This window comes from Pseudonocardia sp. DxW (assembly GCF_058448985.1).
In genome coordinates, this window is the sequence record NZ_JBZFLK010000024.1 from 1 (window position 1) to 23,311 (window position 23,311).

Sequence of the window (23,311 nt, forward strand, 5' to 3'; positions counted from 1 at the left end):
CGTCCCGTCTTGCTTGCCGAGCCCGGACCATCTGGCAGTTCTGGCCCGCCTCGTCGTTGTCGGGGCTGCTTCCCGCCCGTGGTTCCCGTCCCGGACCCGGACTGCCCCCAGCTTCACTGCGCCGCTGCGACGACACGGCGGCGAAGGTCTCTCACCTCCACTCGGTTCAACAGCGCCTCGTGGCGCTCCAGATCCGCCACCCAAAGCCGGTTCGGCGCGTCGGCCCGGAAGTTGCGTTCGACCCGATCCGGGGCGGCGGTGTGGTTCGGATCCTGCCGGGTCGAGCCGTGCTTCCAACCCCGACGCAGATGCGCGCCCTGCAGGCCGTGGGCGCGCATGATCCGCTCGATGCGCTTGCGCCCGACCCGCACGCCCTGGCGGCGCAGCTCCAGCCACACCCGCGGCGAGCCATAGGTCGCGGCGTACTCGTTCACGCTGCGCACTTTGACGATCTGCTCGAGCAGTGCGGCATCGTCGAGCTCACGGCGCGAGGGATACTCGCGGCGGGTCCGCCAGTCGTAGTAGGTCGAGGCGGGGATGCCCAGGACCCGCAGTACGAGACCGGCCGGGAAGCCATGGGCGTCGATGAAGCTCATGACCACCTCCGGGTCGGGCCGATCTCGCTGGCGAAATACGCACTCGCCGCGCGCAGGACCTCGTTGACCCGCCGCAGCTCGGCGTTCTCGGCGGCCAACCTGCGGTTCTCCTCGACCATGTCAGTGCTTGGGCGGTCATGCCGTTCGCCGGCATCGGCCTCGGCCTGACGGACCCAGTTCCGCAGGGCCTCGGGGTGCACGTTGAGTTGCTCGGCCAGCCGCTTGAACGACGGCCGCGGCTCGGACTGTCGATACAGCCGGACCGCCCGTTCCCGCAGCTCATCGGGGTACTTCCTCGGTGCTGCCAACAGAGCCTTCCTTCCCAGTCCCTAACCATGGGACCAGTCTTCGAAGACTCCGGCGAAGCGGGGGAAGCTCACAGCTCACCGAAGCCGGGTTCCGCGCCGACGTCCGGCCGCTGGAGTTCAGCCAGATGGTCGAGGCCCGGCGGACCGGCAACTTCAGCGCGACCGTGTCGCTGCTGCAGGCCGGGCGACCGGACAGCAGCCAGTTCGCCGTGGACTTCTACATGCCCGGCGGCACCTACAACCCGGGGAACTTCTCGCTGCCGGGTCTGGACGCCCTGCTCGCCGAGTCCCGGGCGGCCGACGACACGGCCGAGCGGGAGGGACCGACCCGGGAGCTGTTCCGCGAGGTCTTCGAGGCGGGACCGCCGGTGATCCCGGTGTGCAACGTCATCTGGGTCGCCGCCTTCCGCGATGGCGTCACCGGCTTCGAGGTGCCGACGTACGGCGACTACGGCTTCGCCTCCATCAAGATCGCCGGCTGATCAGGGAACGGAACGCAACGGATGCAGAACATCGATCTCAGTGAACGGGTCGCGGTGGTCACCGGCTCCGGACGCGGCCTCGGCCGCGCCTACGCCGAGGCGCTGGCGGCCGCAGGTGCCGCGGTGGTGGTGAACGACCTGGACGCCGACGCGGCCGGCGAGACCGTCGCCGCGATCACCGGGGCGGGCGGCAGGGCCGTCGCACACGTCGGCGGGGTCGGTCCGACCGAGACTGCCGAGCAGCTCGTCGAGCGGGCGGTGAGCGAGTTCGGCAGGCTGGACGTGATGTGCACCAACGCGGGTGCGCTGCGCGACCGGACCCTGCTCAAGCTCGCCGACGACGAGATGGACATAGTGCTGGACAGCCACATCCGCGGCACCATCACCTGTGGCCGAGCCGCCGCCAGGCAGTTCAAGGAGCAGGGTGACGGCGGCCGGTTGATCCTCATCGGGTCACCGGCGGGCCAGCTGGGCAGTTTCGGGCAGACCGCGTACGCCGCCTCCAAGGCGGCGATCGTCGGGCTGGTCCGGGTCTGGTGGGTGGAGCTGGCCAGGATCGGGGTGACGGTGAACGCCGTCATCCCGAAGGCGCTGACCAGGATGGCGGCCACGATCCCGGGGATGGCCGAGGTCGTCGAGCAGGTGGAGGCCGGCGGACCCGTGCCCGAGCACCTGCGGCACAACGGAACCGGCACGGTCGCCGATGTCGCGCCGCTGGTCGTGTACCTGAGCGCGGCGGAGTCGGCGAAGGTCACCGGGCAGTACTTCGGGTTCGGCGGCGACCGGTTCTCGGTGTGGGCGCACCCGTCCGAGGCGTTCGTGACCCACCGGTCCGGTGGCTGGACGGCCGAGCAGCTGGCCCTGGACTTCGCCGACTTCACCGATCACCTGCGGAGTCACCTCCCGGCCGGCTGAACACGGCCCGGATGGAGTGGACGACCCCGGGTCCGGCACCGCCGGACCCGGGGTTCCGGCGTGCGCAGATGCAGGTCAGCGCTCCGGCACCGGCAATCGGCACTCGGCCGCGATGGCGTCGCCCGCACGGATCATCGGCCCTTCCCAGCGCACTCTCCCGCGGATACTATCTACATAGTGGACTATTTGTCCGATTATAGGACAGCTGAGATCTCAAAGGAGAGACTCCATGGCCCGTCGACTCACCGTCGCGCTGGCGGGCGTGACCGCCCTGCTCCTGCTCACGGCCTGTGGCAGTGCAGCGGGCGACGATCGTCCGAAGGTCTTCCGGGTCGGCTTCGGCGGCGACCCGATCACGATGCATCCGCACCTCAGCGCGCCCGCGTACAACATCTTTCTGACCCCGGTGTACGAAACACTGATCAAGTCCACCCCGGACGGCGGGTACGAGCCCGCGCTGGCCACCGAGTGGACCCTCGCCGAGGACAGCCGCAGCCTGGCGCTCACCCTCCGCCCCGGGGTGACCTTCCAGGACGGCACCCCGTTCGACGCCGAGGCGGTGCGGGCCAACCTGGAGGCCGCCGCACGCTCCGGCACCCTCACGGCCCGGAGCCTGACCACGGTGGACAGCGTCGACGTCGTCGACGACACGCACGTGGTCCTGCGGCTGAACGCGCCGGGTGGTCATCTCGTCGGTGTGCTGGCGAGCGAGGCCGGGATGATGATCAGCCCGGCGCTGCTGGACGGCGACGAGGCCGCCCGCAACCCGGTCGGCACCGGCCCGTACCAGCTGACCGAGCTCACCCGCGGCCGGACCGCCTACGCCCGGTGGGACGGCTACCGCGATGCCGACACGACCGAGCTGGACGGCATCGAGATCCACGGCTTCCCGGACGACACCGCCCGGTTGAACGCACTGCGCTCCGGGCAGCTGGACGCGAGCTTCATCTTCCCGTCCCAGATCGACCAGGCCGAGCAGTCCGGCATGCGCACGACGGTCTTCGAACGCACCGTCTTCCACTCGATGCTGCTCAACACCGGCCGCTCGGAGTTCGGCGATCCGCGGGTGCGGCGCGCGATCGGACTGGCGCTGGACCGGGCGACCATGGCCCAGACCCTCTACGACGGCAACTGCAGTCCGGCGGGTCAGCCCTACCCGGAGACGCACTGGGCGCACTCCCCCGAGGTCGGCCAGCCCGAGTACGACCCGGAGCAGGCCAAGTCACTGCTCGCCGAGGCCGGCCTGCCCGACGGGTTCACGTTCACCCTGGCGGTCTCGAACATCACCACCTACCAGCGCCTCGGCGAGGCGGTCCAGGGCGAGCTGGCCCGGATCGGGATCACCGTGGACCTCGACATCATGGACAACCCGTCACTGACCGCGTTGCGACAGACCGGCAACTTCGACGCCGTCGGCGGGCAGTACGAGTCCGGCCGGCCCGATCCGACGACCTTCCTGACCGACTTCTATCTGCCCGGTGGGACGTTCAATCCGGGTGGCTTCACGACACCCGGCGGGGCGGAGCTGGTGGATCTCGCCCGGCAGTCCACCGACGAGGCGGACCGCACCGGCCCGGTGCGGCAGGTCGTCGCCGATGCCGCCGAGCTCGGCGCACCGGTGGTCCCGGTCTGCTTCCCCGGTTCCATCGAGGCCGATGCACCGCACGTCACGCACGGGGTGACCGTGTCGATCGTGGGCGACCACGACTTCTCCACCGTGCGGATGGACTGAGGGAGCCGAGTGGGATGACCGGACTGATCGCGGGCCGCGTCGCGCTCGTCACCGGCGCGGCCCGCGGTCAGGGCCGCAGCCATGCGGTGCGGCTGGCGGAGGAAGGTGCCGCCGTGATCGCGGTGGACATCTGCCGGCAGATCGACTCCGTGCCGTACCGGCTCGCGACGTCCGCGGATCTGGAGCGGACGGTCGACGAGGTCCGGGCGGTGGGCGGGCGGATCGTGGCGGTCGAGGCCGACGTGCGCGACCCGGTCGCGCTCGGTGCCGCGGTCGGCACCGGGGTCGAGGAGTTCGGCAGGCTGGACATCGCCTGCGCGAACGCCGGCATCCTCAGCTTCGCCGGGGCCGGTGAGATGGGGCAGGCCACCTGGCAGGACATGATCGACGTCAACCTCACCGGGGCGTGGAACACCGCGCAGGCCGCGATACCGCACCTGACCGGCGCCGGTGGTGGGTCGATCGTGCTGACCAGCTCGGCCGCCGGGTTGCGGGCCCGCCCGAACCTGGCGCACTACGTCACGGCGAAGCACGGCCTGACCGGGATGATGCGCAGCCTGGCGATCGAGCTGGCGCCCAGGATGATCCGGGTGAACTGTGTGCTGCCCACCGGCGTCGGCACCGACATGGTCACCAATCCGGCGATGTGCGCCCTGTTCCGGCCGGACCTGCCCGACCCGGGGCCTGACGACATCCGGGACCGGTGCCGGGAGATGAACGCGATGCCGGTTCCCTGGGTGGAGGCCCGGGACGTCAGCAACGCGGTGCTGTTCCTGGCCTCCGACGAGGCCCGCTTCGTCACCGGTGCGTTGCTCCCCGTCGATGCCGGAGCGACCCTGTAGCCGCTCCGGTACCGCCCGGGTACCACCGTGGGCAGGCGTCGAGGACGGGTGACTCGACCGCTCGCCGGGACGGGTACCGGCTCAGGATCGCGGACCCGCTGTCCACGCGAACCTCACCGCCGGTGACCGCACCCCCTGCGCGGCGCGGGACCGGTTGGGCTCTTCCAGCGTGTCGAGCAGGTCCTCCCCCTCGGTGACCAGCCCGGCCAGCACCGCCGGCGTCAGCCAGTCCGGGCGCAGAGCGAACAGCAGGTCCTCGGTGGCGGTGTTCCCGCTGGCGCCCGGTGCGAACGGGCATCCGCCGAGCCCGCCGAGCGCGCCGTCGAGCAGCGTCGCCCCGGAGCCCACCGCGGCCAGCGCGTTCGCCACGCCCTGTCCCCAGGTGTCGTGACCGTGGAAGCCGATCCGGCGGCCGTCGGCGAGCCCGGCGACCCGCTGCACCAGCGCGCCCACCTCGGACGGCACGGCCTGGCCGAGCGTGTCGCAGACGATCACGTCGCAGGAGCCGGCGGTCCGCGGGTCGGCGACGATCGCGGCGACCCGGTCCGGATCGACCGGGCCGTCGAACGGGCAGCTGAACGCGGTCGCCAGGCACAGCTGGATCCGGCCGCCGGCGTCGAGCGCGAACCGCACGGCGTCCGGCATGGCGGCCAGCGACACCTCGGTGTCCCGGCCGATGTTGGCGTTGTTGTGGGCGTCGGAGACCGAGAAGCAGTACTGGACGTTCCGGGCACCGGCGGCGAGCGCCTTCTGCACGTGCCGGGGCGTCGCGACCCACACCCAGCAGCGGTCGAGTTCGTCGGGGGTGAGCGCGGCGACCACGTCGAGCGTGTCGGCCAGCGGCGGCACCAGGTCGCCGCGGGCCAGCGAGCCGATCTCCAGCTCCGGCACGCCCGCCGCGAGCAGCGCCCGGACCAGCTCGACCTTGCGGCCGGTGGGCAGCGGCTTCCCGGTGAGCTGCAGGCCGTCGCGCAGGGTCACGTCGCGCAGCACGGCCCCGGTCACGACGCGTCCCCGGCGGCCGCCCGGATCGTCTCGGCCGGGTAGCCGAGCAGGCCGCCGAGCACGTCGTCGGTGTCGGCACCCAGGTCGGGCCCGACGTGGCGGACCGGCACCGAGCGGCCGTCCAGCACCGGGACGACGCCGGGGAACCCGACCCGGGCGGGGGCCTCGCCGCCGGTGTCGACGTCGAAGTACTGGACCATGTCCCGGGCCCTGAACTGCTCGTCGGCGACGATGTCGGCGGCCGAGTAGATCGGCCCGGCGGGCACCCCGGCCTCCTCCAGCTCGGCCAGCACCCGGTCCCGCGGCAGTGACCGGGTCCAGGTCTCGATCGCGCCGTCCAGCTCGTCGCGCCGGGCCCAGCGACCGGCGTTCGAGGTCAGGTCCGGCGCCTCGGCGAGATCCGGGCGGCCGATCACCTGCATGAACCGGCCGTAGATCGAGTCGCTGTTCCCGGCGATGACGACGCTGCCGCCGTCGCCGCAGACGTAGGCGTTGGACGGGGCGATGCCCTCCATCCGGCCGCCGACCCGGCGCCGCTGCACGCCGTAGGCGAGATGGTCGGGCACCAGCGACTCCATCATCGAGAAGACGGCCTCGTTGAGCGCGACGTCCATCGACCGCCGGTTCAGCGGCGGCCGGTCGCTGCTCGACTCCCGCTGGTAGAGCCCCATCACCGCGGAGAACGCGCCGTAGAGGCCGGCGATCGAGTCGCCGATCGACACCCCGGTGCGCGACGGCGGCCGGTCCGCCTCCCCCACCAGCGCGCGCAGTCCGCCCATCGCCTCGGCGACGGCGGCGAACCCGGGCCGGGCGGCGAGCGGGCCGGTCTGGCCGAACGCGGAGATCCGGACCAGCACGACGTCCGGGTTGACGGCGTCCAGCTCGGCCGGGCCGAGACCCCACTTCTCCAGCGTGCCCGGCCGGAAGTTCTCCAGGACGACGTCGGACCGGGCGGCCAGGTCCAGCACCGCCTGCCGGCCCGCGTCGCTGCGCAGGTCCAGGGTGATCGACCGCTTGCTGCGGTTCAGCGTCCGGTACAGCATCGAGGTGTCCCCGGCGTAGAGCCGCCAGTTCCGCAGCTCGTCGCCGGTCCGGGGGCGCTCGACCTTGATCACGTCGGCGCCGAAGTCGGCGAGCAGCCGGCCCGCGGTCGGCGCCGCGATGTAGTTGCCCAGCTCCAGCACGCGGACACCGGACAGCGGCAGTCCGTCCGCGGTCACGTCGGACACGGTTCCTCCTCGAACGACAGTCGACCCACATCATGATGTACGCCCCACGATGCGAGCAAGCCCCGCCGGGCTCCCCCGGGAGCAGACCACAGCGGCGCGACGTAGGGTCCGGAGCCGTGAGATCCCGCTCCGGCCGGCGGCGCGCCGCGCGGGAGGTGTCGCCACTGCCCGCCCGCGACGGCCTCGATCCCGCGCGGCTGCGCACCCCGCCCGCCGGGACGTGGCCGACGATGCGCGCGCACCTCGTCGCGCGGCTGCCGCACGTCGATCCGGCGGCGATCGACGCGAAACTGGCCGCCGGGGAGATCGTGACCGCCGCCGGGCCGCTGCGCCCGGACTCGCCGTTCACCCCGTCGACCACGTTGTGGCTGCACCGCGAGGTGCCCGACGAGGCGCCGGTGCCCTTCCCGCTGGAGGTGCTGCACGCCGACGACGACCTGGTCGTCGTCGACAAGCCGCACTTCCTGGCGACCATCCCGCGCGGCAGCCACGTCCGGCAGACGGTGCTGGTGCGGCTGCGCCACGAGCTGGGCCTGCCCGGGCTCAGCCCGGCGCACCGGCTGGACCGGGCCACCGCCGGGGTGCTCCTGCTGGTGGTGCGGCCCGAGCTGCGCGGCGCCTACCAGACCCTGTTCGCCACCGGCCGGGTCACCAAGACCTACGAGGCGCTCGCGCCGCACGATCCCGCGCTGGAGCTGCCGCGCACCGTGGTCTCCCGGATCGTGAAGCGGCGCGGGGTGTTCGCGGCCGTCACCGAGCCGGGCGAGCCGAACGCCGAGACCCGCATCGAACGCGACGGGCACCGCGACGGCGTCGCCCGGTACCGGCTGTTCCCGCGCACCGGGCGGACCCACCAGCTGCGGGTGCACCTCGCCGGGCTCGGCGTGCCGATCCTCGGCGACGACGTGTACCCCGAGCTGCGCCGGCGCACCGACGGCGACTTCACCCGCCCGCTGCAGCTGCTCTCCCGGTCGCTGGAGTTCGACGACCCGCTCACCGGACGGCGGCGGCGCTTCGTCAGCCGCCGCACCCTGCAGGCCTGGGACGATCCGGCCGGGTGGGCCGGGGGGTGACCTCCGCGCCCGCCGCGGCGCCGCCGCCGCCCACGCAAACCCGCAGGCGCCCCGCACCGAGCCCCGGCCGGGCCACGCGGATCCCGCACCGACGCGAGCCGGCGGGAGGCGGCCGGGGATCAGCCGACGTTGCGCCCGCCGTCGCCGTTGAGGCGATGCCCACCACCGTGCCCGTTGAGCGCGGCACCGTTCACCGGCGGCGCAGGCGGCAGCGGGTCCTCGGCGGCGCGGTGCCGCCCTTCCCGCAGGCCGCGCTGGTAGCTCGCCAGCCGGCTCCGGACGCGGTCGGGCTGCCGCTCCCGCGATCCGCTCGGCAGGGCGCCGTTCGGCGTGTCCCGCCAGGACGGCGGCACCATGGCCTGCCCGGGCAGCCGCTGCGGGAGCCCCTGGGCGGTGGTCGGGAGGTCGACCACCCGGTCGGCGCGGATGCGCGCGGCGTCGAACTCGGTGTCCCCGGGGGTGCGCCAGTTGCCCGACGTCGCGGAGCCGCCCGGCTGCCCGTCGGTTCCCGCGGGTGCGCTGGGCTCCCGGAACCAGGCCGAGGCGACCGCCGCGAAGATCGGCGTGTCGTCGACGTCGTCCACGGCCACCGGAACCTCCGAATCGAACGGACCGAACAGCTCCACCGGCGGGGTGCCCTCCGCAGCGGTGAGAGGTAGTGCCTCTGTGACGGGTGGATCGTCCGGGCCGTCCGGGCCCGGCGGCCGGGCGCCGTTGCGCGGCCCGGCGGGTGGCGGTCCGCCCTGCGGCGGGGGCCCCTGCGGCGGTGCGCCCTGGGGCGGCCCGGGCGGAGGGGGCGGGACCGTGCCGAAGGCGACACCGGCGCGGGCGGCGTCCGCGCGCGCGGCCTCGGCCTGCGGATCGGGCTGCGGGCCCGGCCGGGACGGCGCGTTCTGCGGCAACGGCCCGTTCTGCTGGAACGGGGCGTTCTGCTGCGACGGCCCGTTCTGCTGGGACAGGGCGTCCACCTGCTCGGCGGGCTGCCGGACCGGCCACTGCGCACCGGACCCGTTGCGCTGGTCCGGGGCACCGAACGGGGTGGCCGCGGCGATCCCGGGCGGCCGCCCCGGCGCCCCGCGCTGCGGCAGGTCACCCGCCGGCACGCCACGCTGCGGCAGGTCACCGCCGGACGGGGGCCGCGGCAGATCACCCTCCGGGCCACCACGGTGCTCCACGGCGGGCGGGCCGGACCGGACCGGATCGGTCCCGGCCGGGTCCCCGGGCCGGGGAGCCGTGCTCGCGGCCGAGAGCGGCGGCCAGCTCGGCACCTGCTCCTCGGCCGGGGCCGGGCGCGGCTCGTGCTGCTGCGGCGGCCACGGTGCCTCACCGGCCGCCGACGGCGAGTGGTGCAGTGCCGCGGTCGGCCCGGCCTCCTGCTCGCGGGCCGGCTCGGGCGGCGCGGACTGCTCGCCCTGCGGACCGCCGTGCACCACCGACGACGGCAGGTGCAGGACCGCGATCGGCGACACGCCGGTGGTCCCGGCGGGCCCGCGGACGCCGAGCCGGGCGCCGATCGTGCGGGCCAGCCGGGCGGCGACGTGCAGGCCGATCTCCTGCGGCGCGACCGGGCCGCCCGGGGTGGCCGTGGTCAGCGCCCGGTCCAGCTCGTCGATCGGGGTGAGGTGGCGCGGCGGCTGCGCGCACTGCAGCTCGACGACCAGGCCGCCGTCAGGACCCCAGCGGCTGTGCAGCTCGAGCCGCTCCCCCGGCGGCGTCGATCCGGCGGCGTGCGCGAGCAGTTCGGCGAGGATCTGGCCGAGGACGGTCTCCGCGGCGGCGTCCAGCGCGATGCTGGGGGTGGGCGGGACGACGGTGCGCGACGCGGCCTCGCTCGACGCGACCACCGCGTTCAGCGTCTGCCCGAGCGGGGTGGGCGGCGCGGCGAGCCGGGGGCCGCGCGGGGACCCGGCCAGGACGAGGATGTGGTCACCGTCGCGGGCGCCGCGCCGGGCGGCGGCGGCCAGCTCCGCCAGGTCGGCGAGTGCGCCGGGGCGTAGCTCACCGCTGCGCAGCCGTTCGGTCAGGAGCTGCTGGCGCTCAGACCGGGCCCGCAGCCGGTGTGCGATCGCAGCCAGCACCGCGTCGCCTCCGGCGCCGTCACCCGGCCCGCCCGGTGGATCCTGCCCCGGACCGGACCGGCTGTACGGCGGGTCGTCTCGCGCCACGCGATCGTCCTCCGAACGGCTGGTACGACGCCCGGTTCCGGACGTCGCGCACCCGGCCCGCTGCGGGATCGGGCCGGGAACGGTCGATCACGAAGACTACTCAACGGTTGCGCTTTCGCCCGCCCCGATGCGGTGGGCGGTGGACCGCGGAGGGGCGGGCGGCGCGGGCCCGGCCACCCACCGGCCCGTCCACCCGGTCCCCCTCGACCGGCGGACCTTCCGCAGCGCCGGGCCGCGTGGCCCGGGCCGCGCCCTCGTCGCGCCGTCACCGCTCCCGGCCGGCCGTCACCCGTCCGGCGTCACTCGAAGCGTGACGGGTCCCCGGCGCCGGTGCGGACGATCTCCGGCTCGTCGCCGGACAGGTCCACCACGGTCGTCGGCTCGGTGCCGCAGTCGCCGGAGTCGATGACCGCGTCGACCTGGTTCTCCAGCTCCTCCTTGATCTCCCAGCCCTGCGTCATCGGCTCGTCGTGCCCGGGCAGCAGCAGGGTGGACGACAGCAGCGGCTCGCCGAGGCGTTCCAGCAGCGCCTGGGTGGTGGCGTGGTCGGGGATCCGCACGCCGACGGTCTTCTTCTTCGGGTGCAGCAGCCGCCGCGGCACCTCCTTGGTGGCGGGCAGGATGAACGTGTAGCTGCCCGGGGTGGACGCCTTCACCGCCCGGAAGACCCGGTTGGAGATCTGCACGAACTGGCCGAGCTGCGCGAAGTCGGCGCAGACCAGCGTGAAGTGGTGCTTGTCGTCGAGCTTGCGGATCTGCCGGATGCGGTCGAGCCCCTCCCGGTTGCCCAGCGAGCAGCCGAGGGCGAAGCACGAGTCGGTCGGGTACGCGATGAGCCCGCCGTCACGGACCACGTCCACGATCTGACCGATGCTGCGGGGTTGCGGATTCTGCGGGTGCACGTCGTAGTACCTCGCCATCCGGGCAGCCTGCCACGGCCGCCTCCGGTTGTCGCGCACGTCAGGCGTGCGGCAGGGTGCATGTGTCCGACCCGGCCCGCTGCTCGACGAGGAGAGCGATGTCCGACACGACCAGAGACAAGATCAAGGTCACGATCCTGCCGACCGGAACGATGCACGCCGATCTGACCTGGCTGCTGATCGACCCGTCCCGGATGGCGACGCACCAGCAGCCGGCGAAGCAGCGTGACTGGGTGGAGGTACCCACCCACGTCGTCTACGTCGAGCATCCGAACGGCCAGAAGCTCATGTGGGACGCCGGTGTCCCGCGGGACTGGGAGACCCGCTGGGCGCCGTCCGGGCTGGGCCAGTTCTTCCCGGTCGACGCCGCCACCGAGGACGACTGGCTGGACTCGCGGTTGCGGCAGCTGAAGCTCGAACCGAACGACATCGACTACCTGGTGCTCTCGCACCTGCACCTGGACCACGCGGCGAACGCGAAGTTCTGGGAGAAGGCCGACACGACGATCATCGTCGACGAGGCCGAGAAGGCGGGCGCGTTCTCCTTCGACGGGCACAACAAGGGCGCGCACATCAAGTCCGACTACGACACCCTCGAGCTGGACACGATCTCGGCCGACACCGAGCTGATGCCCGGCGTCACGCTGCTCCGCACGCCCGGCCACACCTGGGGCACGATGAGCCTGCAGGTCGATCTCGCCGACTCCGGGACGATGATCTTCGCCTCGGACTCGCTGTACCTCAAGGAGTCCTACGGCCCGCCGCCGATCGCGGCCGGGATCGTCTACGACACGGTCGCCTGGTTCGAATCGGTCGACAAGATCCGCGCCATCCAGGAGCGGACCGGCGCGACCGTGGTGTTCGGGCACGACGCGAACCAGATCAGGGAGCTGCGCACCGGCCCCGGGAACCACTACACCTGAGGGGGCCGCCACCATGCCCGTCTACGACTACGCCTGCGGCTGCGGCACCCGCTTCGAGATGATGGTCCCGTCCTGGTCGTCGCCCGACCCGGACTGCCCGGCCTGCGGTGCGGCGACCGCGCGCCGGCCGCCGTCGCCCGCGATGCACGGGCGGGCCGCGCCACCACCGTCGATGGCCTCGGCCCCGCAGTCCTGGGAGGGCGTGGGCGGCGGCGACCGGGACACGATCACGCACTGGCGGCGCACCGTCGAGGCACGCCGCGAGTTCGAGTCCCGCCATCCCGAGCACCGCGAGCAGCGCGACGCGATCGCCGCGCACGAGGGCCGGTTCGAGCGCAGGCCGCTGACCTACCGGGAGCTCGCCGCGCGGGCGGCCACCAGCGGGGACGCCACCCGGGCGGCCGCCGAGGCGAGCCGGGACCGGCGGACCGGCGGCGGTCAGCCGTGCGGGAACTCGGAGCCGTCGTAGGGCCGGGGCTCGACCAGCACCAGCCAGTTGCCCGAGTTGTCGCGCAGCACCGCCTCGATCCCGTAGGGCCGCTCGGCCGGCGGCTGGACGAACTCCACCCCCAGGCCGGCGAGCCGGGCGTGGTCGCCGCGGCAGTCGTCGGTGGTCAGCCCGAACCCGCCCATCCGGCCGGCGGCCAGCGACCGGGTGACGGCCTCGGCCATCGCGTCGTCGAGCGGCGGTCCGGGCTTCATCAGCGTCACTTCCAGCTCGGGGTGCGCCGGATGGTGGACGGTGACCCAGCGGAAGCCGTCACCCATGGACACGTCGGTGCCCTCGGCGAACCCGAGCACGTCGCAGTAGAAGCGCTTGGCGGCGTCCTGGTCGGTGACGTAGAGGGTGACCAGCGAGATGTTGGTGAGCATCCGGGCGACGCTAGCGGCGCCGGCGGTCCGCGGGCTTCTCCGGGATTGCGGTGTCCGAGAGCCCGTGCATGAGCACGAAGCAGCCGGGGATCCGCGGCGCCCCGTCCGCCCAGCGGCACTGGTAGGCCGCCGGGCCCACCCCGACCAGCTGCCGGAAGCGGGAGCTGAACGAGCCGAGCGAGGAGTAGCCCACCAGGTGGCAGACCTCGGTGACGGTCAGGTTCGTCGCGCGCAGCAGGTCCTGCGCGCGCTCGATCCGGCGCCGGGTCAGCGTCGCCACCGGGGTGCGCCCGTACACCTCGGCGAAGCAGCGCAGGAAATGGTGCCGGGACACCCCGGCGACGGCGGCGAGCCCGGCCAGGTCCAGCGGCCGGGCGTAGTGCCGGTCGATCTCGTCGTGCGCCCGCCGCAGATGCGGCAGCAGATCCCCCGGAACCACGATGCGTACGGTAACCGTTGCCGGGCAACGGCGGGCGGGACATGATCCCATCCATGCGCGTCGTCGAATACCGCCCCGAACGGCACGAGTTCGCCTGGACGTTCGGCGGTGCCGCCCCGGCCCGCCGGGTCACCCCCGGCACCTGCCTGCGGCTGTGGACCGAGGACGCGTTCTCCGGCCGGATCACCTCGACCTCCGACCGGGCCACCGACGTGCTCGACATGACCGAGGTGAACCCGCAGACCGGGCCGTTCTTCGTGGAGGGCGCCGAGCCCGGCGACACGCTCGCCATCCACCTGGTGGACCTCACCCCGGCCCGGGACTGGGGCGCCTCCACCACGATCCCGCTGTTCGGCGCGCTCTCGACGACCGACCGGACGGCGCTGCTGCACGAGCCGCTGCCCGAGCGCACCTGGATCTACCAGCTGGACCGGGCCGCCGGCACGGTGCTGTTCGAGGCGACCAGCGCCGACCTGCGCCTGGAGCTGCCGTGCAATCCGATGCTCGGCACCGTCGGCGTCGCCCCGCCCGGCCGGGAGGTGCGCAGCTCGCTGGTCCCCGACGTGTTCGGCGGCAACATGGACACCCCGGAGATGCGCGCCGGCGCCACCTGCTACCTGCAGGTCAACGTCGAGGGCGCGCTGTTCTCGGTCGGCGACGGGCACTACCGGCAGGGTGAGGGCGAGAGCTGCGGGACGGCCGTCGAGGGCGCGATGGACGTCGTGCTGATCGTCGAGCTGATCAAGAACGCGCCGGCCCCGGCCTGGCCGCGGATCGAGACCGACAGCCACTACGTGGTGGTCGGGTCGTCCCGGCCGCTGGAGGACGCCTGGCGGGCCAGCCAGGTCGGCATGATCGCCTGGCTGGGCGAGCTGTACGGCCTGGACCGGCTGGACGCCTACCAGCTGCTCACCCAGGCGGCGGAGTCGCCGCTGGCGAACGTCGTCGACACCAACTACAGCGCCGTCACCAAGATCTCCAAGGCGCTGCTCCCCGACGCCGCCGCCTACAACGGCGTGCACCGACACCTGCGCGAGCAGGCCCGCACCCTCTAGAAGGAGCTCCCCCGTGGACATGTTGCTGACCGACCGGGTCGTCCTGGTCACCGGCGGCTCGCGCGGCATCGGCCGGGCGGTCGTCGACGCGCTGGCCGCCGAGGGCGCCCGGGTGGCGTTCTGCGCCCGTGACGCCGACGGCTGTTCGGCCGCCGAGCAGGAGCTGCGGGCCGGCTCGGCGGAGGTCACCGGCACCGCGGTGGACGTCGCCGACGGTGACGCGCTCACCGCCTGGGTGGAGGCGACCGCGCAGCGGTACGGCCGGATCGACGCCGTCGTGGCGAACGTCAGCGCGCTCGCCATCGGCCCGGGTGAGGCGAACTGGCGGTCCAGCTTCGAGATCGACCTGCTGCACACCGTGCGGCTGGTCGAGGCGGCGCTGCCGCACCTGGAGCGCAGCGACGCCGCGTCGGTCACCGCGGTGTCCTCGGTGTCCGGCCGGGAGATCGACTTCGCGGACGGCTCGTACGGCGTGATGAAGGCCGCCCTGGTGCACTACGTGTCCGGCCTGGCGTTCGACCTGGCGCCCAAGGGGATCCGGGCCAATGCGGTCTCCCCCGGCAACGTCTACTTCCCGGGCGGGGTGTGGGAGAGCGTCGAGCAGGGCGATCCCGAGCTGTTCGCGCACGCGATGGGCCTGAACCCGACCGGCCGGATGGGCACCCCGGAGGAGACCGCGTACGCCGTCGTCTCGCTGGTGAGCCCGCGGGCGAGCCGGATCAGCGGCACCAACCTGGTGGTCGACGGCGCCCTCACCCGGGGCGTGCAGCTCTGACCGGCACCCGCCGAGATGCAGCTCACGGGGCGCTCGCGGGCGCTGCGGCCCGCTGAGCTGCATCTCGGTGCGGGGGGCGGATCAGGCCGGAGCGGGCGCCTGCTGCCGGAACGCGTTGTGCATGGCGCTGGCGCCCTGTGCGATCCAGGCGTCGAAGCCGGCCTGGTCCATGTCGTGGAAGTCCGGCGTGTCCAGCACCTGCTGGGGCGAGCGCCATCGCGTCCTGCAGGCCCTTCACCGCGCCGGAAGCGTTGTACGGCCGGGCGACGCTGCCGGCGTCACCCATCAGCACGGCCGCGGCCGTCCCGACCAGCGACCCGCCCACGATCCCCACGCGAAACGTCTTCGTCACGCGACTTCCCTTCTCGTTGAGTGCCGGCGTCGCCGTCGACGCCGGATCGGGTGCTGAACTCGGCTCAGCCCGGGTCGACCGGGGAGCGGGCGTACTCGTCGGAGAAGTCGGTGAAGTAGCGGGCCGCGACGTCGGCCTGCGGGGTCAGCTGCGGGCCGTCCCGGCGCATGATCTCGGCCATCTCCCGGAACAGGCCGACGTAGAGGTTCGGGGAGAACGTCACGAGCATGACGGCAGGTTCGTCGAACGGGTTGTGGAAGCCGTGCGGCGCGCCGGGCGGCACCATGATGAAGGTGCCGGCCGACCACCCGGGTGTCCGGCCCGACGCTGAACCGAACCGCCCGGACATGACGTAGAAGCCCTCGTCGTGCTTCTGGTGCCGGTGCGGCAGGCCCGAGTTGCGGCCCTTCTGCACGGTGGCGATGCCGACCGCGTGCCGGCCGTCGGTGGTGTCGCCGGCCTCCACCAGCTTCACCCGCAGGGTGCCGTCGAGAGTGATCTCGCCGTCGCCGGGCTCGACCAGCGATACCTGGCGCTGCAGCGCCTCGGGTTCCCACACCAGCGGTAGCGGGCCGGTCATGCGGTCACCTCCGGACGGACGGCGTGCTCGGCGCAGAAGCAGCCGACCCCGGCCTCGATCACTCGTGCCCGACCAGGTCGGGCAGGCCGCGCTGAGCACCTCGCGGGCCTCGGCGACGATCTGCTCCTCGGGCATCGCCGAGTCCCGGCGCCGCCACGTCTCGTCGCGCAGCAGGCGCAGGTGCTCGAGCACCACGTCGAGCCGCTCCGGCCCGCCCGGCGCGCGTGCCCGGGGACCACGACCCGGAACTCCTCGGCGGCCAGGCCCTCCATCACCCGGATCCAGCCCGGCCCGGTCGCGTCGGTGTCGTGCGGCGGGAACCACGGGACGATCGCGAACCTGCCGGCCTCGACCAGGTCGCCGCCGAACACCGCGCCCGCGTCCGGCACGACGACGACCTGATCGCCGCGGGTGTGCGCGCGGCCGGTCGGCCGCAGCTCGACGGTGCGCCCGCCCAGGTCGATCACCCGGGTGCCGTCGTACACCTCGTCCGGCTGCACGAGCTGCACGCCGGGCAGCTCGGCCTCGACGACCGCGCCTAACCAGCGGAACATCTCCGGGTAGCCCTGGCCCTTGTCGCGCAGGTCCTCGGCCTGGGCGCGGTTCACCAGCCAGGTCGCGCCAGACCCGCGTCACGCCCGCTCGGCCACCAGGGTCATCGTCAGCGAGTGGCCGACGCCGAGGCCGGGCCCCGCCTCCCGCTCCAGATCCAGCAGGGCGTGCGCGAGCCGGGCCGCCGCGGCGTCGTCGAGCGCGCCCGCCCGGTCCGGCAGGCCGGCCAGCAGCCGGTTCCAGCGGGTGGCGAACCGGCCGAGCCAGGCCAGGACGTCGGCCGGGCCCCCGTCGGTCGCCGGGGTGAACCGCAGGTCCGCCGGGCGCACCCGGCCCGGATCGCGCAGGAGGTCGTTGACCAGGGTCCGGAACCGCGGCACCTGTGGGTGGAACGTGCCGGTGGCGGTGTGCCGCCCGACCAGCACCGAGCGGTCGACGGCGGTCCGGGCGACGATCCGGGCGCCGCTGCCCTCGCGGGCGGCGTCGACCACCGCGTCGAGCGCGGGCCGCGAGTAGAAGGTCATCGGCTCCGAGATCGCGTCGCCGCCGCCGGCGAAGAAGCTCATCGCGTAGTCCCAGCGTTCGCGGTCCCAGCGCGGCCGCCACTCCACCGAGTAGCGGCCCAGCACGTCGACGATCACGGCGGCCCGGCGGCCGCGTGCCGCGACCGCGGTCAGCACCGAGCGCAGGGCCACGACCAGCTCGTCGCGGGTGAGGTGCGAGTACGGGACACCGCAGGACAGGTACACGTCGAAGACGCCGTCCGGCAGCCGGTCGCGCACGTCACCCAGCACGAACGACGCCGACGGCGAGAGCACCGTGGCCCGTGCCGTCCGCACCATCTCCGGATCGACGTCCAGGCCGACGTAGGTCAGGCGCTCCGGCACGACCAGCGGCGGGGCGTCCGGCGCGGACCGGGTGAGCAGCGTGTACCCGTCGGCCGTCCCCGAGCCGACGTCGAGCACCGACACCGGACCGTCCCCGGTGCGGTCGAGCGCGGCGAGCGCGGCGGCGATCACCCGCCGGGTCACCGGCTCCTCGGAGAGGATCTTCACCGGGTCCCGCCGGGACGGGGACAGATAGTGGGCGCTGGCCCCGCGGTAGGACGGGGCCGGGGCCTGTTCCGAACGGCTCACCGTTCTTTCCTACACCGGGTGACGCCGGATGATCACCGGTGTGGCGGGCGTCGCGCGGCCCGGTGGCTCACCGCGGGCGGCCGGGGTCGGGCCGGCCGCCCGCGGGAGGAACAGGGATCAGGCGAGATCGTCGAGCTCGCCGTTCTTGATCGAGGTCAGGAGATCGCCGAATCCGGACGTGGAGAACGCCAGGACCGTGCCGTGCGGATCGCGGGAGTTGCGGACCGAGATCCCCCCGCCGGTGACCGCGAGCTCCACGCAGTTGCCCTGCTGGCCACTGCGGGTGCTCTTGCGCCAGGTCAGCTCGTCGATCGTCGCGGGGTCGCTCAGGTGCATCTGGTTCATGCGAACGCTCACCTCATCTGCACATGCATTGTCGCGTGCATCGACGGTAGCAGCCGGGCCGGGGCGGCACCGCCCGTCGGCGCCCGGCGGTCACCCGGCCGCGCCCGGCTGCAGATCGCCGGTCGTCCGGTCGGGCCGGCGCGCGCCGCCGTCCGGCCGCCGGCGCTGCGGCCCGCCGATCGCCCGGCCGGCGTCCGGTCAGCCGTCGGCGAGCAGCTTCACCAGCGCCTGCCCGGTCTCGTCCGGGCTCAGCGCGTCGACGGTGAGCCGGTCCATCGAGCGCCCGTAGCGCTCCACGTCGGCCCGCTTGTCCAGATACGACGCGCCGGTCGTCTCCTCCAGGTAGACCAGGTCGGGCAGCTCGGGCTCGGCGAACCGCAGCATCGTGAACGCGTGCTCGGCGGCGTAGCCGGACAGGCTCCGCGGCAGTAGCTGGACGATCACGTTCGGCAGTGCGGACAGGTCCAGCAGGTGCTCGATCTGTTCCCGGTACACCGCGGGCCCGCCGACCGGACGCAGCAGCACCGCCTCGTCGAGTACCACCCAGAAGGTCGGGGCGTCCTTGCGGTGCAGCACCTTCTGCCTGCGCAGCCGGACCTCGACCCGCTTCTCCACCTCGGCCAGCCGGTCCGGCGGCAGCTCGGCGTGGCCGCCGCTCACCACGGTGCGGCAGTACGCCTCGGTCTGCAGCAGGCCCGGCACGAACATCAGCTCGTAGGTCAGGATCCGGGACGCCGAGGACTCCAGCCCGACGAAGCCCTCGAACCAGCCGGGGACCACGTCGTTGTAGCGGGCCCACCAGCCGCTGCCCTTGCTCTCCCCCGCCATCGCGAGCACGTGCTCGCGCTCGGGGCCGTCGGCGACGCCGTAGAGGGTGAGCAGGTCCAGCACGTCGCGCTGCTTGAAGCCGACCTTGCCCGCCTCGAGCCTGCTCAGCTTCGAGTCCGAGCCGCGGATCGCGTACGCCGCGTCGGCCCGCCGGATCCCGGCCCGCTCCCGCAGCCGGCGCAGGTGGGAGCCGAGCACGATCCGCTGCGCCGTCGGGCCACGGTCGGCGCCGGGCGGCGTCGGGCTGTTCGGGCTCGCGACCACCGGGGGGCGTGCTCCTCTGGATCCGGACAGGGGTCCCGACGCCACGGAACCGGCCGGAACCGGCCGGGCACCGACTCGCCGGGGAGTACCGGCCGGGCACCAGGTGCCCGGCTCAGGCGTTCGGGCGATCAAGCCTACACAGCCGGTGTTCGAATCGCGGCGCAACCGTCCTGCTCAGCCGCCCCCAGGGGTCCGCTACGGTGGACCGAACAGGTGACGCCGGTCACTCCGTACGCCCGCGCCGAGCGCAGTGAGGACACCGCAGATGGTCCAGCCGGCCGAGGGTCGAGCTCCCACCTACATCGACACCACGCGGGCCAGCATCGCCCGCGTCTACGACTACGCACTCGGTGGCAAGGACAACTACGAGGTCGACCGGGCGATCATCGACCGGATCCGGGCGGTCGCCCCGGAAATCGGCCGGATCGCGCTGGACAACCGGGCGTTCCTGATCCGGGCCGCCCGCTTCGTCGCCACCCAGACCCCGGTCACCCAGTTCCTCGACTGCGGCTCCGGCCTGCCGACCGCGGAGAACACCCACCAGGTCGTCCAGCGGCTGCGGCCCGAGGCCAGAGTGGTCTACGTCGACAACGACCCGACGGTCGTCGCACACGGCCGGGCGCTGCTGGAGAACAACGACAACACCCGGTTCCTCGACGCCGATCTGCGCGACCCGGGCGCGGTCCTCGACGACCCGACGGTGCAGGAGTTCCTCGATCTCGACCGGCCGGTGGCGCTGTTCCAGGTCGCCACCCTGCACCACGTCGCCGAGCGGACCGCCGAGATCATGGCCGGCTACCTCGACCGGCTCCCGGCCGGGAGCGTCGTGGTGCTCTCGCACTTCTTCGATCCGGAGAACGACGACAGCGCGCTGGCCCGCCGGATCGAGGACCTCCTCGTGCACAGCCCGATGGGCAGCGGCCACTTCCGCACGCGGCCGCAGATCGAGGCCCTCTTCACCGGCCTGGACCTGGTCGAGCCGGGCATCGTGACGTGTCACCGGTGGTGGCCGGACGGTCCGCAGCTCTCCCCGGAGGACGCCGTGCAGCGCTGCGTCGTCGGGGGCGTCGGCATCAGGCCGTAGCCCGGCCGATGAGTTCCGGCGGCCGGCCGGGTCGGAACCGGTGAGACCGTTCGACACCGGGAGGCACCGTGCGCACCGATCTCGACCGCAGCCCGTCCGGCGATGTCGCACGGACGCTGCAGGACGCCGTCACCGACGGCCGGACGCCCGGGCTGCTCGCCGCCGTCGACCGGCCGCGGGGGGGCACCGAGGTGCACGTACTCGGTGACGACGGCGCAGGGCGGCCGCTGCGCCGGGACACCATCGTCCGGATCGCCTCGATCACCAAGCCGGTCGTCGCCGTCGCAGCGCTCGGCCTGGTCGAGGACGGGGTGCTCGATCTCGACGCCCCGGTCACGACCTGGCTGCCGGAGTTGGCCCGGCCGAGGGTGCTGCGGCACGAGGTCGCCGAGCTGGACGACACCGTCCCGGCCCGGCGCGGGATCACCCTCGCCGACCTGCTGTCCTACCGCAGCGGGATCGGGATGCTGCCCCGGTCCACCGCCGACCTGCCGGTGCAGAAGGCCTACGCCGACGCCCGGCTCGGCAGCGACGGCCCGCCCGGCCGGTACCAGCCCCCGCCGCCGGACGAGTGGCTGCGCCGGCTCGCCGCGATCCCGCTGATCGCCCAGCCCGGGGAGCGCTGGGCCTACCAGACCAGCGGGGACCTGCTCGGCGTGCTGCTCGCGCGGGTCTGCGGCCGGTCCCTGCCCGACCTGCTCCGGGACCGGGTGTTCGCCCCGCTCGGCATGCACGACACCGGCTTCCACGTGCCCGCAGAGCGGCTGGACAGGTTCGTCCCGCAGCTCGCCGCGGACCCGGCGGGCGGGTTCACCGTCGTCGACCCGGTGCGCGGCGCGTGGGCCGCGCCGCCGCCGTTCCCGTCCGGCGCGGCCGGGCTCGTCTCCACCCTCGACGACCTGCTGGCCTTCGCCCGGGCACTGCGCGACGGCGGCAGGCCGCTGCTCACCCCCGGCGCGGTCGCCGAGCTGACCACCGACCGGCTCACCGACGCGCAGCGGGCCGACGCCACGATGTTCCTCGACGGCGCCGGCTGGGGGCTGGGCCTCTGCGTCGAGCCGGACGGCCGCTACGGATGGGACGGCGGGCTCGGCACCGGCTGGCGGTCGGACCCGCGGACCGGGGTGATCAGCCTGCTGCTCACCCAGGTGCTGTGGACCGGGCCGGACGGCCCCGCCCAGCTGCACGGGTTCCGGGCCGCGGCGCACGCCTGATCCCGTGGCAACCGGGGGCGACACCGCCGCCTCGGTGCCCCGTCACGCCTCCCCACCGCACCCCGGCGCCCCCACCGCACCCCGGGCCCGACACCGCACCCCGGCTCCCCCGCCGCACCCCGGGCCCCACCCCGCACCGACTCCACCCGGTGCGACGTCGCGCGGAGAGTGCGACAACCACGCCGCACCGTCACCCGAGCCCCCGCCGCACCCCGGCGCGCACGCCGCACCGGCTCCAGCGGGTGCGACGTCGGGGCCGGGAACGGCGGGCCCCCGCCGGCGTCCGGGGCTACAGTCGGTCACGGCCGATTCGAGGTGACGCGATGGAGCGGACGACCTGCTGCGTGGTCGGGGGCGGCCCCGCCGGGATGGTGCTCGGGCTGCTGCTCGCCCGGGCCGGGATCCGGGTGACCGTCCTGGAGAAGCACGCCGACTTCCTGCGCGACTTCCGCGGCGACACGGTGCACCCGTCGACCCTCGACCTGCTCGACGACCTGGGGCTGGGCGAGCGGGTCGCGGCCCTTCCGCAGAGCCGGATCACCGAGGTCGCCCTGCCCACCCCGGGCGGCGGCCCGCCGCAGGTCGTCGGCGACCTGGCCCGGCTGGCCCGGCTCGGCGTGCGCCATCCCTACATCGCGATGATGCCGCAGTGGGACCTGCTGGACCTGCTCGCCGACGCGGCCCGCGCCGAGCCGTCGTTCACGCTCCGGACCAGCACTGCGGCGACCGGCGTGCTGCGCGAGAACGGCCGGGTCACCGGCGTCCGGTACCGGACCGCGGACGGCGCGTCGGGGATCCTCCGGGCCGAGCTGACGGTGGCCTGCGACGGCAGGCACTCGCTGCTGCGGTCCGGGTCCGGTCTGGCGGTGCGCGAGTTCGGGGTCCCGTTCGACGCCTGGTGGTTCCGGCTGCCGCGCCGGCCCGACGAGGCCGGCGCGATGCTCACGCCCCGGCTCGGCACGGGCCGGTTCGCCGTCGTCATCCCGCGCGAGGGCTACCTGCAGATCGCCTACCTCGGCCGGAAGGGTTCCGACGCGGCGCTGCGCGCCCGCGGGATCGAGGCGTTCCGGGCCGACGTCGCCGAGCTGATCCCGGACTGTGCCGACCGGGTCGGCGCGATCGGCTCGATGGACGACGTGAAGCATCTCGACGTGCGGTTGAACCGGCTGCGCCGCTGGCACGTCGACGGCCTGCTGTTCATCGGCGACGCCGCGCACGCGATGTCCCCGATCGGCGGGGTCGGGATCAACCTCGCGGTGCAGGACGCGGTCGCCGCCGCCAGGCTGCTCGCCCCGGCACTGCGGCGGGGCAGCGTGCCCGGCGCCGAGCTCGCGCGGGTCCGGCGCCGGCGGCTGCTGCCGACCGTGCTGGTCCAGGGCGTGCAACGGATCATGCACCGGCTGGTCGCCGCTCCCGCACTCGACGGCACGCTGACCGCCCCGCCGGCAGCGGTGCTCGGCCTGATGCGCCGGGTGCCGGCCCTGCGGATCGTCCCGGCCTACCTGGTCGGCGTCGGCCCCCTCCCGGAGCGGGCCCCCGCCTTCGCCCGCCGTCCGGTCCGCACCCCGTCGCCCCGGTCCGCACCCGCTGCGACGGGTGCGGACGACGGCGACGGGGTGTGAGC

General features: G+C 74.0%; 25 protein-coding genes. 12 read left to right on the forward strand and 13 right to left on the reverse strand.

What is annotated here, in order from left to right:
• Positions 1-113: 113 nt before the first annotated feature.
• Both ACVJO7_RS28245 and ACVJO7_RS28250 read right to left on the reverse strand, forming a co-directional pair.
• Complete coding sequence (locus ACVJO7_RS28245) at positions 114-596, reverse strand: IS3 family transposase (protein WP_491675422.1); 483 nt, start codon at positions 594-596, stop codon at positions 114-116.
• The gene (locus ACVJO7_RS28250; RefSeq protein ID WP_210026741.1) at positions 593-904 is read right to left on the reverse strand and encodes a transposase; all 312 of its coding nucleotides are present in this window, start codon (positions 902-904) and stop codon (positions 593-595) included. Before ACVJO7_RS28250 ends, ACVJO7_RS28245 begins: the two co-directional genes overlap by 4 nt.
• Before the next feature lie 125 nt (positions 905-1,029).
• On the opposite strand from ACVJO7_RS28250, the gene ACVJO7_RS28255 reads away from it, so the two are divergent.
• The 4 genes from ACVJO7_RS28255 (at position 1,030) to ACVJO7_RS28270 (ending at position 4,875) form a co-directional block, all read left to right on the forward strand.
• On the forward strand, positions 1,030-1,386 hold the full coding sequence (locus ACVJO7_RS28255; RefSeq protein ID WP_491675423.1) for a hypothetical protein: 357 nt from the start codon (positions 1,030-1,032) through the stop codon (positions 1,384-1,386).
• 21 nt (positions 1,387-1,407) lie between these two features.
• Positions 1,408-2,301: an SDR family NAD(P)-dependent oxidoreductase gene (locus ACVJO7_RS28260; protein WP_491675424.1), complete on the forward strand. Its 894-nt coding sequence runs from the start codon at positions 1,408-1,410 to the stop codon at positions 2,299-2,301.
• Positions 2,302-2,530: 229 nt separating this feature from the next.
• Positions 2,531-4,033 (forward strand): ABC transporter substrate-binding protein, encoded by a 1,503-nt coding sequence (locus ACVJO7_RS28265; protein ID WP_491675425.1) that lies wholly within the window; start codon positions 2,531-2,533, stop codon positions 4,031-4,033.
• Between the two features lie 14 nt (positions 4,034-4,047).
• Positions 4,048-4,875: a mycofactocin-coupled SDR family oxidoreductase gene (locus ACVJO7_RS28270; RefSeq protein WP_491675426.1), complete on the forward strand. Its 828-nt coding sequence runs from the start codon at positions 4,048-4,050 to the stop codon at positions 4,873-4,875.
• An 81-nt stretch (positions 4,876-4,956) separates the two neighbouring features.
• Here ACVJO7_RS28270 and ACVJO7_RS28275 read toward each other — a convergent pair whose 3' ends face one another.
• Positions 4,957-5,880, reverse strand: coding sequence for a hydroxymethylglutaryl-CoA lyase-like TIM-barrel protein (locus ACVJO7_RS28275; RefSeq protein WP_491675427.1), 924 nt, complete (start codon positions 5,878-5,880; stop codon positions 4,957-4,959).
• A complete protein-coding gene (locus tag ACVJO7_RS28280) occupies positions 5,877-7,109 on the reverse strand; it encodes a CaiB/BaiF CoA transferase family protein (protein WP_491675428.1) in 1,233 nt (410 codons plus the stop codon). Before ACVJO7_RS28280 ends, ACVJO7_RS28275 begins: the two co-directional genes overlap by 4 nt.
• Before the next feature lie 116 nt (positions 7,110-7,225).
• Between ACVJO7_RS28280 and ACVJO7_RS28285 the strand changes: the two genes are divergently transcribed.
• Entirely contained in the window at positions 7,226-8,182 is a 957-nt protein-coding gene (locus ACVJO7_RS28285; protein ID WP_344025410.1) for a pseudouridine synthase, read from the forward strand.
• A 119-nt stretch (positions 8,183-8,301) separates the two neighbouring features.
• Here the strand turns inward: ACVJO7_RS28285 and ACVJO7_RS28290 are convergent, their stop codons facing one another.
• Together ACVJO7_RS28290 and ACVJO7_RS28295 are read right to left on the reverse strand one after the other, a co-directional pair.
• Positions 8,302-10,260 carry a hypothetical protein gene (locus ACVJO7_RS28290; protein WP_491675429.1) on the reverse strand — a complete coding sequence of 653 codons (1,959 nt, stop codon included), beginning with the start codon at positions 10,258-10,260 and terminating at the stop codon, positions 8,302-8,304.
• A gap of 386 nt (positions 10,261-10,646) precedes the next feature.
• A complete protein-coding gene (locus ACVJO7_RS28295) occupies positions 10,647-11,267 on the reverse strand; it encodes an L-threonylcarbamoyladenylate synthase (protein WP_344025414.1) in 621 nt (206 codons plus the stop codon).
• Between the two features lie 98 nt (positions 11,268-11,365).
• On the opposite strand from ACVJO7_RS28295, the gene ACVJO7_RS28300 reads away from it, so the two are divergent.
• Together ACVJO7_RS28300 and ACVJO7_RS28305 are read left to right on the forward strand one after the other, a co-directional pair.
• Positions 11,366-12,190 (forward strand): N-acyl homoserine lactonase family protein, encoded by an 825-nt coding sequence (locus tag ACVJO7_RS28300; protein WP_344025416.1) that lies wholly within the window; start codon positions 11,366-11,368, stop codon positions 12,188-12,190.
• A gap of 13 nt (positions 12,191-12,203) precedes the next feature.
• Positions 12,204-12,659 (forward strand): FmdB family zinc ribbon protein, encoded by a 456-nt coding sequence (locus tag ACVJO7_RS28305; protein WP_491675430.1) that lies wholly within the window; start codon positions 12,204-12,206, stop codon positions 12,657-12,659.
• Here the strand turns inward: ACVJO7_RS28305 and ACVJO7_RS28310 are convergent.
• Both ACVJO7_RS28310 and ACVJO7_RS28315 read right to left on the reverse strand, forming a co-directional pair.
• Positions 12,629-13,063, reverse strand: coding sequence for a VOC family protein (locus tag ACVJO7_RS28310; protein WP_491675431.1), 435 nt, complete (start codon positions 13,061-13,063; stop codon positions 12,629-12,631). The genes ACVJO7_RS28305 and ACVJO7_RS28310 overlap by 31 nt on opposite strands.
• A gap of 10 nt (positions 13,064-13,073) precedes the next feature.
• Entirely contained in the window at positions 13,074-13,502 is a 429-nt protein-coding gene (locus ACVJO7_RS28315; RefSeq protein ID WP_491675432.1) for a helix-turn-helix transcriptional regulator, read from the reverse strand.
• A gap of 53 nt (positions 13,503-13,555) precedes the next feature.
• On the opposite strand from ACVJO7_RS28315, the gene ACVJO7_RS28320 reads away from it, so the two are divergent.
• Both ACVJO7_RS28320 and ACVJO7_RS28325 read left to right on the forward strand, forming a co-directional pair.
• A complete protein-coding gene (locus ACVJO7_RS28320) occupies positions 13,556-14,557 on the forward strand; it encodes an acetamidase/formamidase family protein (RefSeq protein WP_491675433.1) in 1,002 nt (333 codons plus the stop codon).
• Between the two features lie 19 nt (positions 14,558-14,576).
• Positions 14,577-15,332, forward strand: a complete 756-nt coding sequence (locus tag ACVJO7_RS28325) for an SDR family NAD(P)-dependent oxidoreductase (RefSeq protein WP_491675492.1) — start codon at positions 14,577-14,579, stop codon at positions 15,330-15,332.
• A gap of 416 nt (positions 15,333-15,748) precedes the next feature.
• Here the strand turns inward: ACVJO7_RS28325 and ACVJO7_RS28330 are convergent, their stop codons facing one another.
• From ACVJO7_RS28330 to ACVJO7_RS28350, 5 genes are all read right to left on the reverse strand, one after another.
• A complete protein-coding gene (locus tag ACVJO7_RS28330; RefSeq protein WP_491675434.1) occupies positions 15,749-16,264 on the reverse strand; it encodes a cupin domain-containing protein in 516 nt (171 codons plus the stop codon).
• Positions 16,261-16,872: an MBL fold metallo-hydrolase gene (locus ACVJO7_RS28335; RefSeq protein WP_491675435.1), complete on the reverse strand. Its 612-nt coding sequence runs from the start codon at positions 16,870-16,872 to the stop codon at positions 16,261-16,263. The genes ACVJO7_RS28330 and ACVJO7_RS28335 overlap by 4 nt, the downstream gene beginning before the upstream one ends.
• A gap of 24 nt (positions 16,873-16,896) precedes the next feature.
• Positions 16,897-17,952 carry a class I SAM-dependent methyltransferase gene (locus tag ACVJO7_RS28340; RefSeq protein WP_491675436.1) on the reverse strand — a complete coding sequence of 352 codons (1,056 nt, stop codon included), beginning with the start codon at positions 17,950-17,952 and terminating at the stop codon, positions 16,897-16,899.
• Positions 17,953-18,069: 117 nt separating this feature from the next.
• Positions 18,070-18,297: a DUF397 domain-containing protein gene (locus ACVJO7_RS28345; RefSeq protein WP_491675437.1), complete on the reverse strand. Its 228-nt coding sequence runs from the start codon at positions 18,295-18,297 to the stop codon at positions 18,070-18,072.
• Between the two features lie 198 nt (positions 18,298-18,495).
• Positions 18,496-19,389, reverse strand: coding sequence for a helix-turn-helix domain-containing protein (locus ACVJO7_RS28350; protein ID WP_491675438.1), 894 nt, complete (start codon positions 19,387-19,389; stop codon positions 18,496-18,498).
• Between the two features lie 265 nt (positions 19,390-19,654).
• On the opposite strand from ACVJO7_RS28350, the gene ACVJO7_RS28355 reads away from it, so the two are divergent.
• From ACVJO7_RS28355 to ACVJO7_RS28365, 3 genes are all read left to right on the forward strand, one after another.
• Positions 19,655-20,473 carry an SAM-dependent methyltransferase gene (locus tag ACVJO7_RS28355; protein ID WP_491675439.1) on the forward strand — a complete coding sequence of 273 codons (819 nt, stop codon included), beginning with the start codon at positions 19,655-19,657 and terminating at the stop codon, positions 20,471-20,473.
• Between the two features lie 68 nt (positions 20,474-20,541).
• Complete coding sequence (locus ACVJO7_RS28360) at positions 20,542-21,687, forward strand: serine hydrolase domain-containing protein (protein WP_491675440.1); 1,146 nt, start codon at positions 20,542-20,544, stop codon at positions 21,685-21,687.
• 323 nt (positions 21,688-22,010) lie between these two features.
• The gene (locus ACVJO7_RS28365; RefSeq protein ID WP_491675441.1) at positions 22,011-23,309 is read left to right on the forward strand and encodes an FAD-dependent oxidoreductase; all 1,299 of its coding nucleotides are present in this window, start codon (positions 22,011-22,013) and stop codon (positions 23,307-23,309) included.
• The last annotated feature ends 2 nt before the right edge of the window (positions 23,310-23,311 follow it).

What these genes read in the sequence shown, in the direction of transcription:
- ACVJO7_RS28245 (WP_491675422.1), bottom strand. Translation starts at nt 596, where the DNA reads ATGAGCTTCATCGACGCCCATGGCTTCCCGGCCGGTCTCGTACTGCGG.
- ACVJO7_RS28255 (WP_491675423.1), top strand. Translation starts at nt 1,030, where the DNA reads ATGGTCGAGGCCCGGCGGACCGGCAACTTCAGCGCGACCGTGTCGCTG.
- ACVJO7_RS28260 (WP_491675424.1), top strand. Translation starts at nt 1,408, where the DNA reads ATGCAGAACATCGATCTCAGTGAACGGGTCGCGGTGGTCACCGGCTCC.
- ACVJO7_RS28265 (WP_491675425.1), top strand. Translation starts at nt 2,531, where the DNA reads ATGGCCCGTCGACTCACCGTCGCGCTGGCGGGCGTGACCGCCCTGCTC.
- ACVJO7_RS28270 (WP_491675426.1), top strand. Translation starts at nt 4,048, where the DNA reads ATGACCGGACTGATCGCGGGCCGCGTCGCGCTCGTCACCGGCGCGGCC.
- ACVJO7_RS28295 (WP_344025414.1), bottom strand. Translation starts at nt 11,267, where the DNA reads ATGGCGAGGTACTACGACGTGCACCCGCAGAATCCGCAACCCCGCAGC.
- ACVJO7_RS28300 (WP_344025416.1), top strand. Translation starts at nt 11,366, where the DNA reads ATGTCCGACACGACCAGAGACAAGATCAAGGTCACGATCCTGCCGACC.
- ACVJO7_RS28305 (WP_491675430.1), top strand. Translation starts at nt 12,204, where the DNA reads ATGCCCGTCTACGACTACGCCTGCGGCTGCGGCACCCGCTTCGAGATG.
- ACVJO7_RS28310 (WP_491675431.1), bottom strand. Translation starts at nt 13,063, where the DNA reads ATGCTCACCAACATCTCGCTGGTCACCCTCTACGTCACCGACCAGGAC.
- ACVJO7_RS28320 (WP_491675433.1), top strand. Translation starts at nt 13,556, where the DNA reads ATGCGCGTCGTCGAATACCGCCCCGAACGGCACGAGTTCGCCTGGACG.
- ACVJO7_RS28325 (WP_491675492.1), top strand. Translation starts at nt 14,577, where the DNA reads ATGTTGCTGACCGACCGGGTCGTCCTGGTCACCGGCGGCTCGCGCGGC.
- ACVJO7_RS28330 (WP_491675434.1), bottom strand. Translation starts at nt 16,264, where the DNA reads ATGACCGGCCCGCTACCGCTGGTGTGGGAACCCGAGGCGCTGCAGCGC.
- ACVJO7_RS28345 (WP_491675437.1), bottom strand. Translation starts at nt 18,297, where the DNA reads ATGAACCAGATGCACCTGAGCGACCCCGCGACGATCGACGAGCTGACC.
- ACVJO7_RS28355 (WP_491675439.1), top strand. Translation starts at nt 19,655, where the DNA reads ATGGTCCAGCCGGCCGAGGGTCGAGCTCCCACCTACATCGACACCACG.
- ACVJO7_RS28365 (WP_491675441.1), top strand. Translation starts at nt 22,011, where the DNA reads ATGGAGCGGACGACCTGCTGCGTGGTCGGGGGCGGCCCCGCCGGGATG.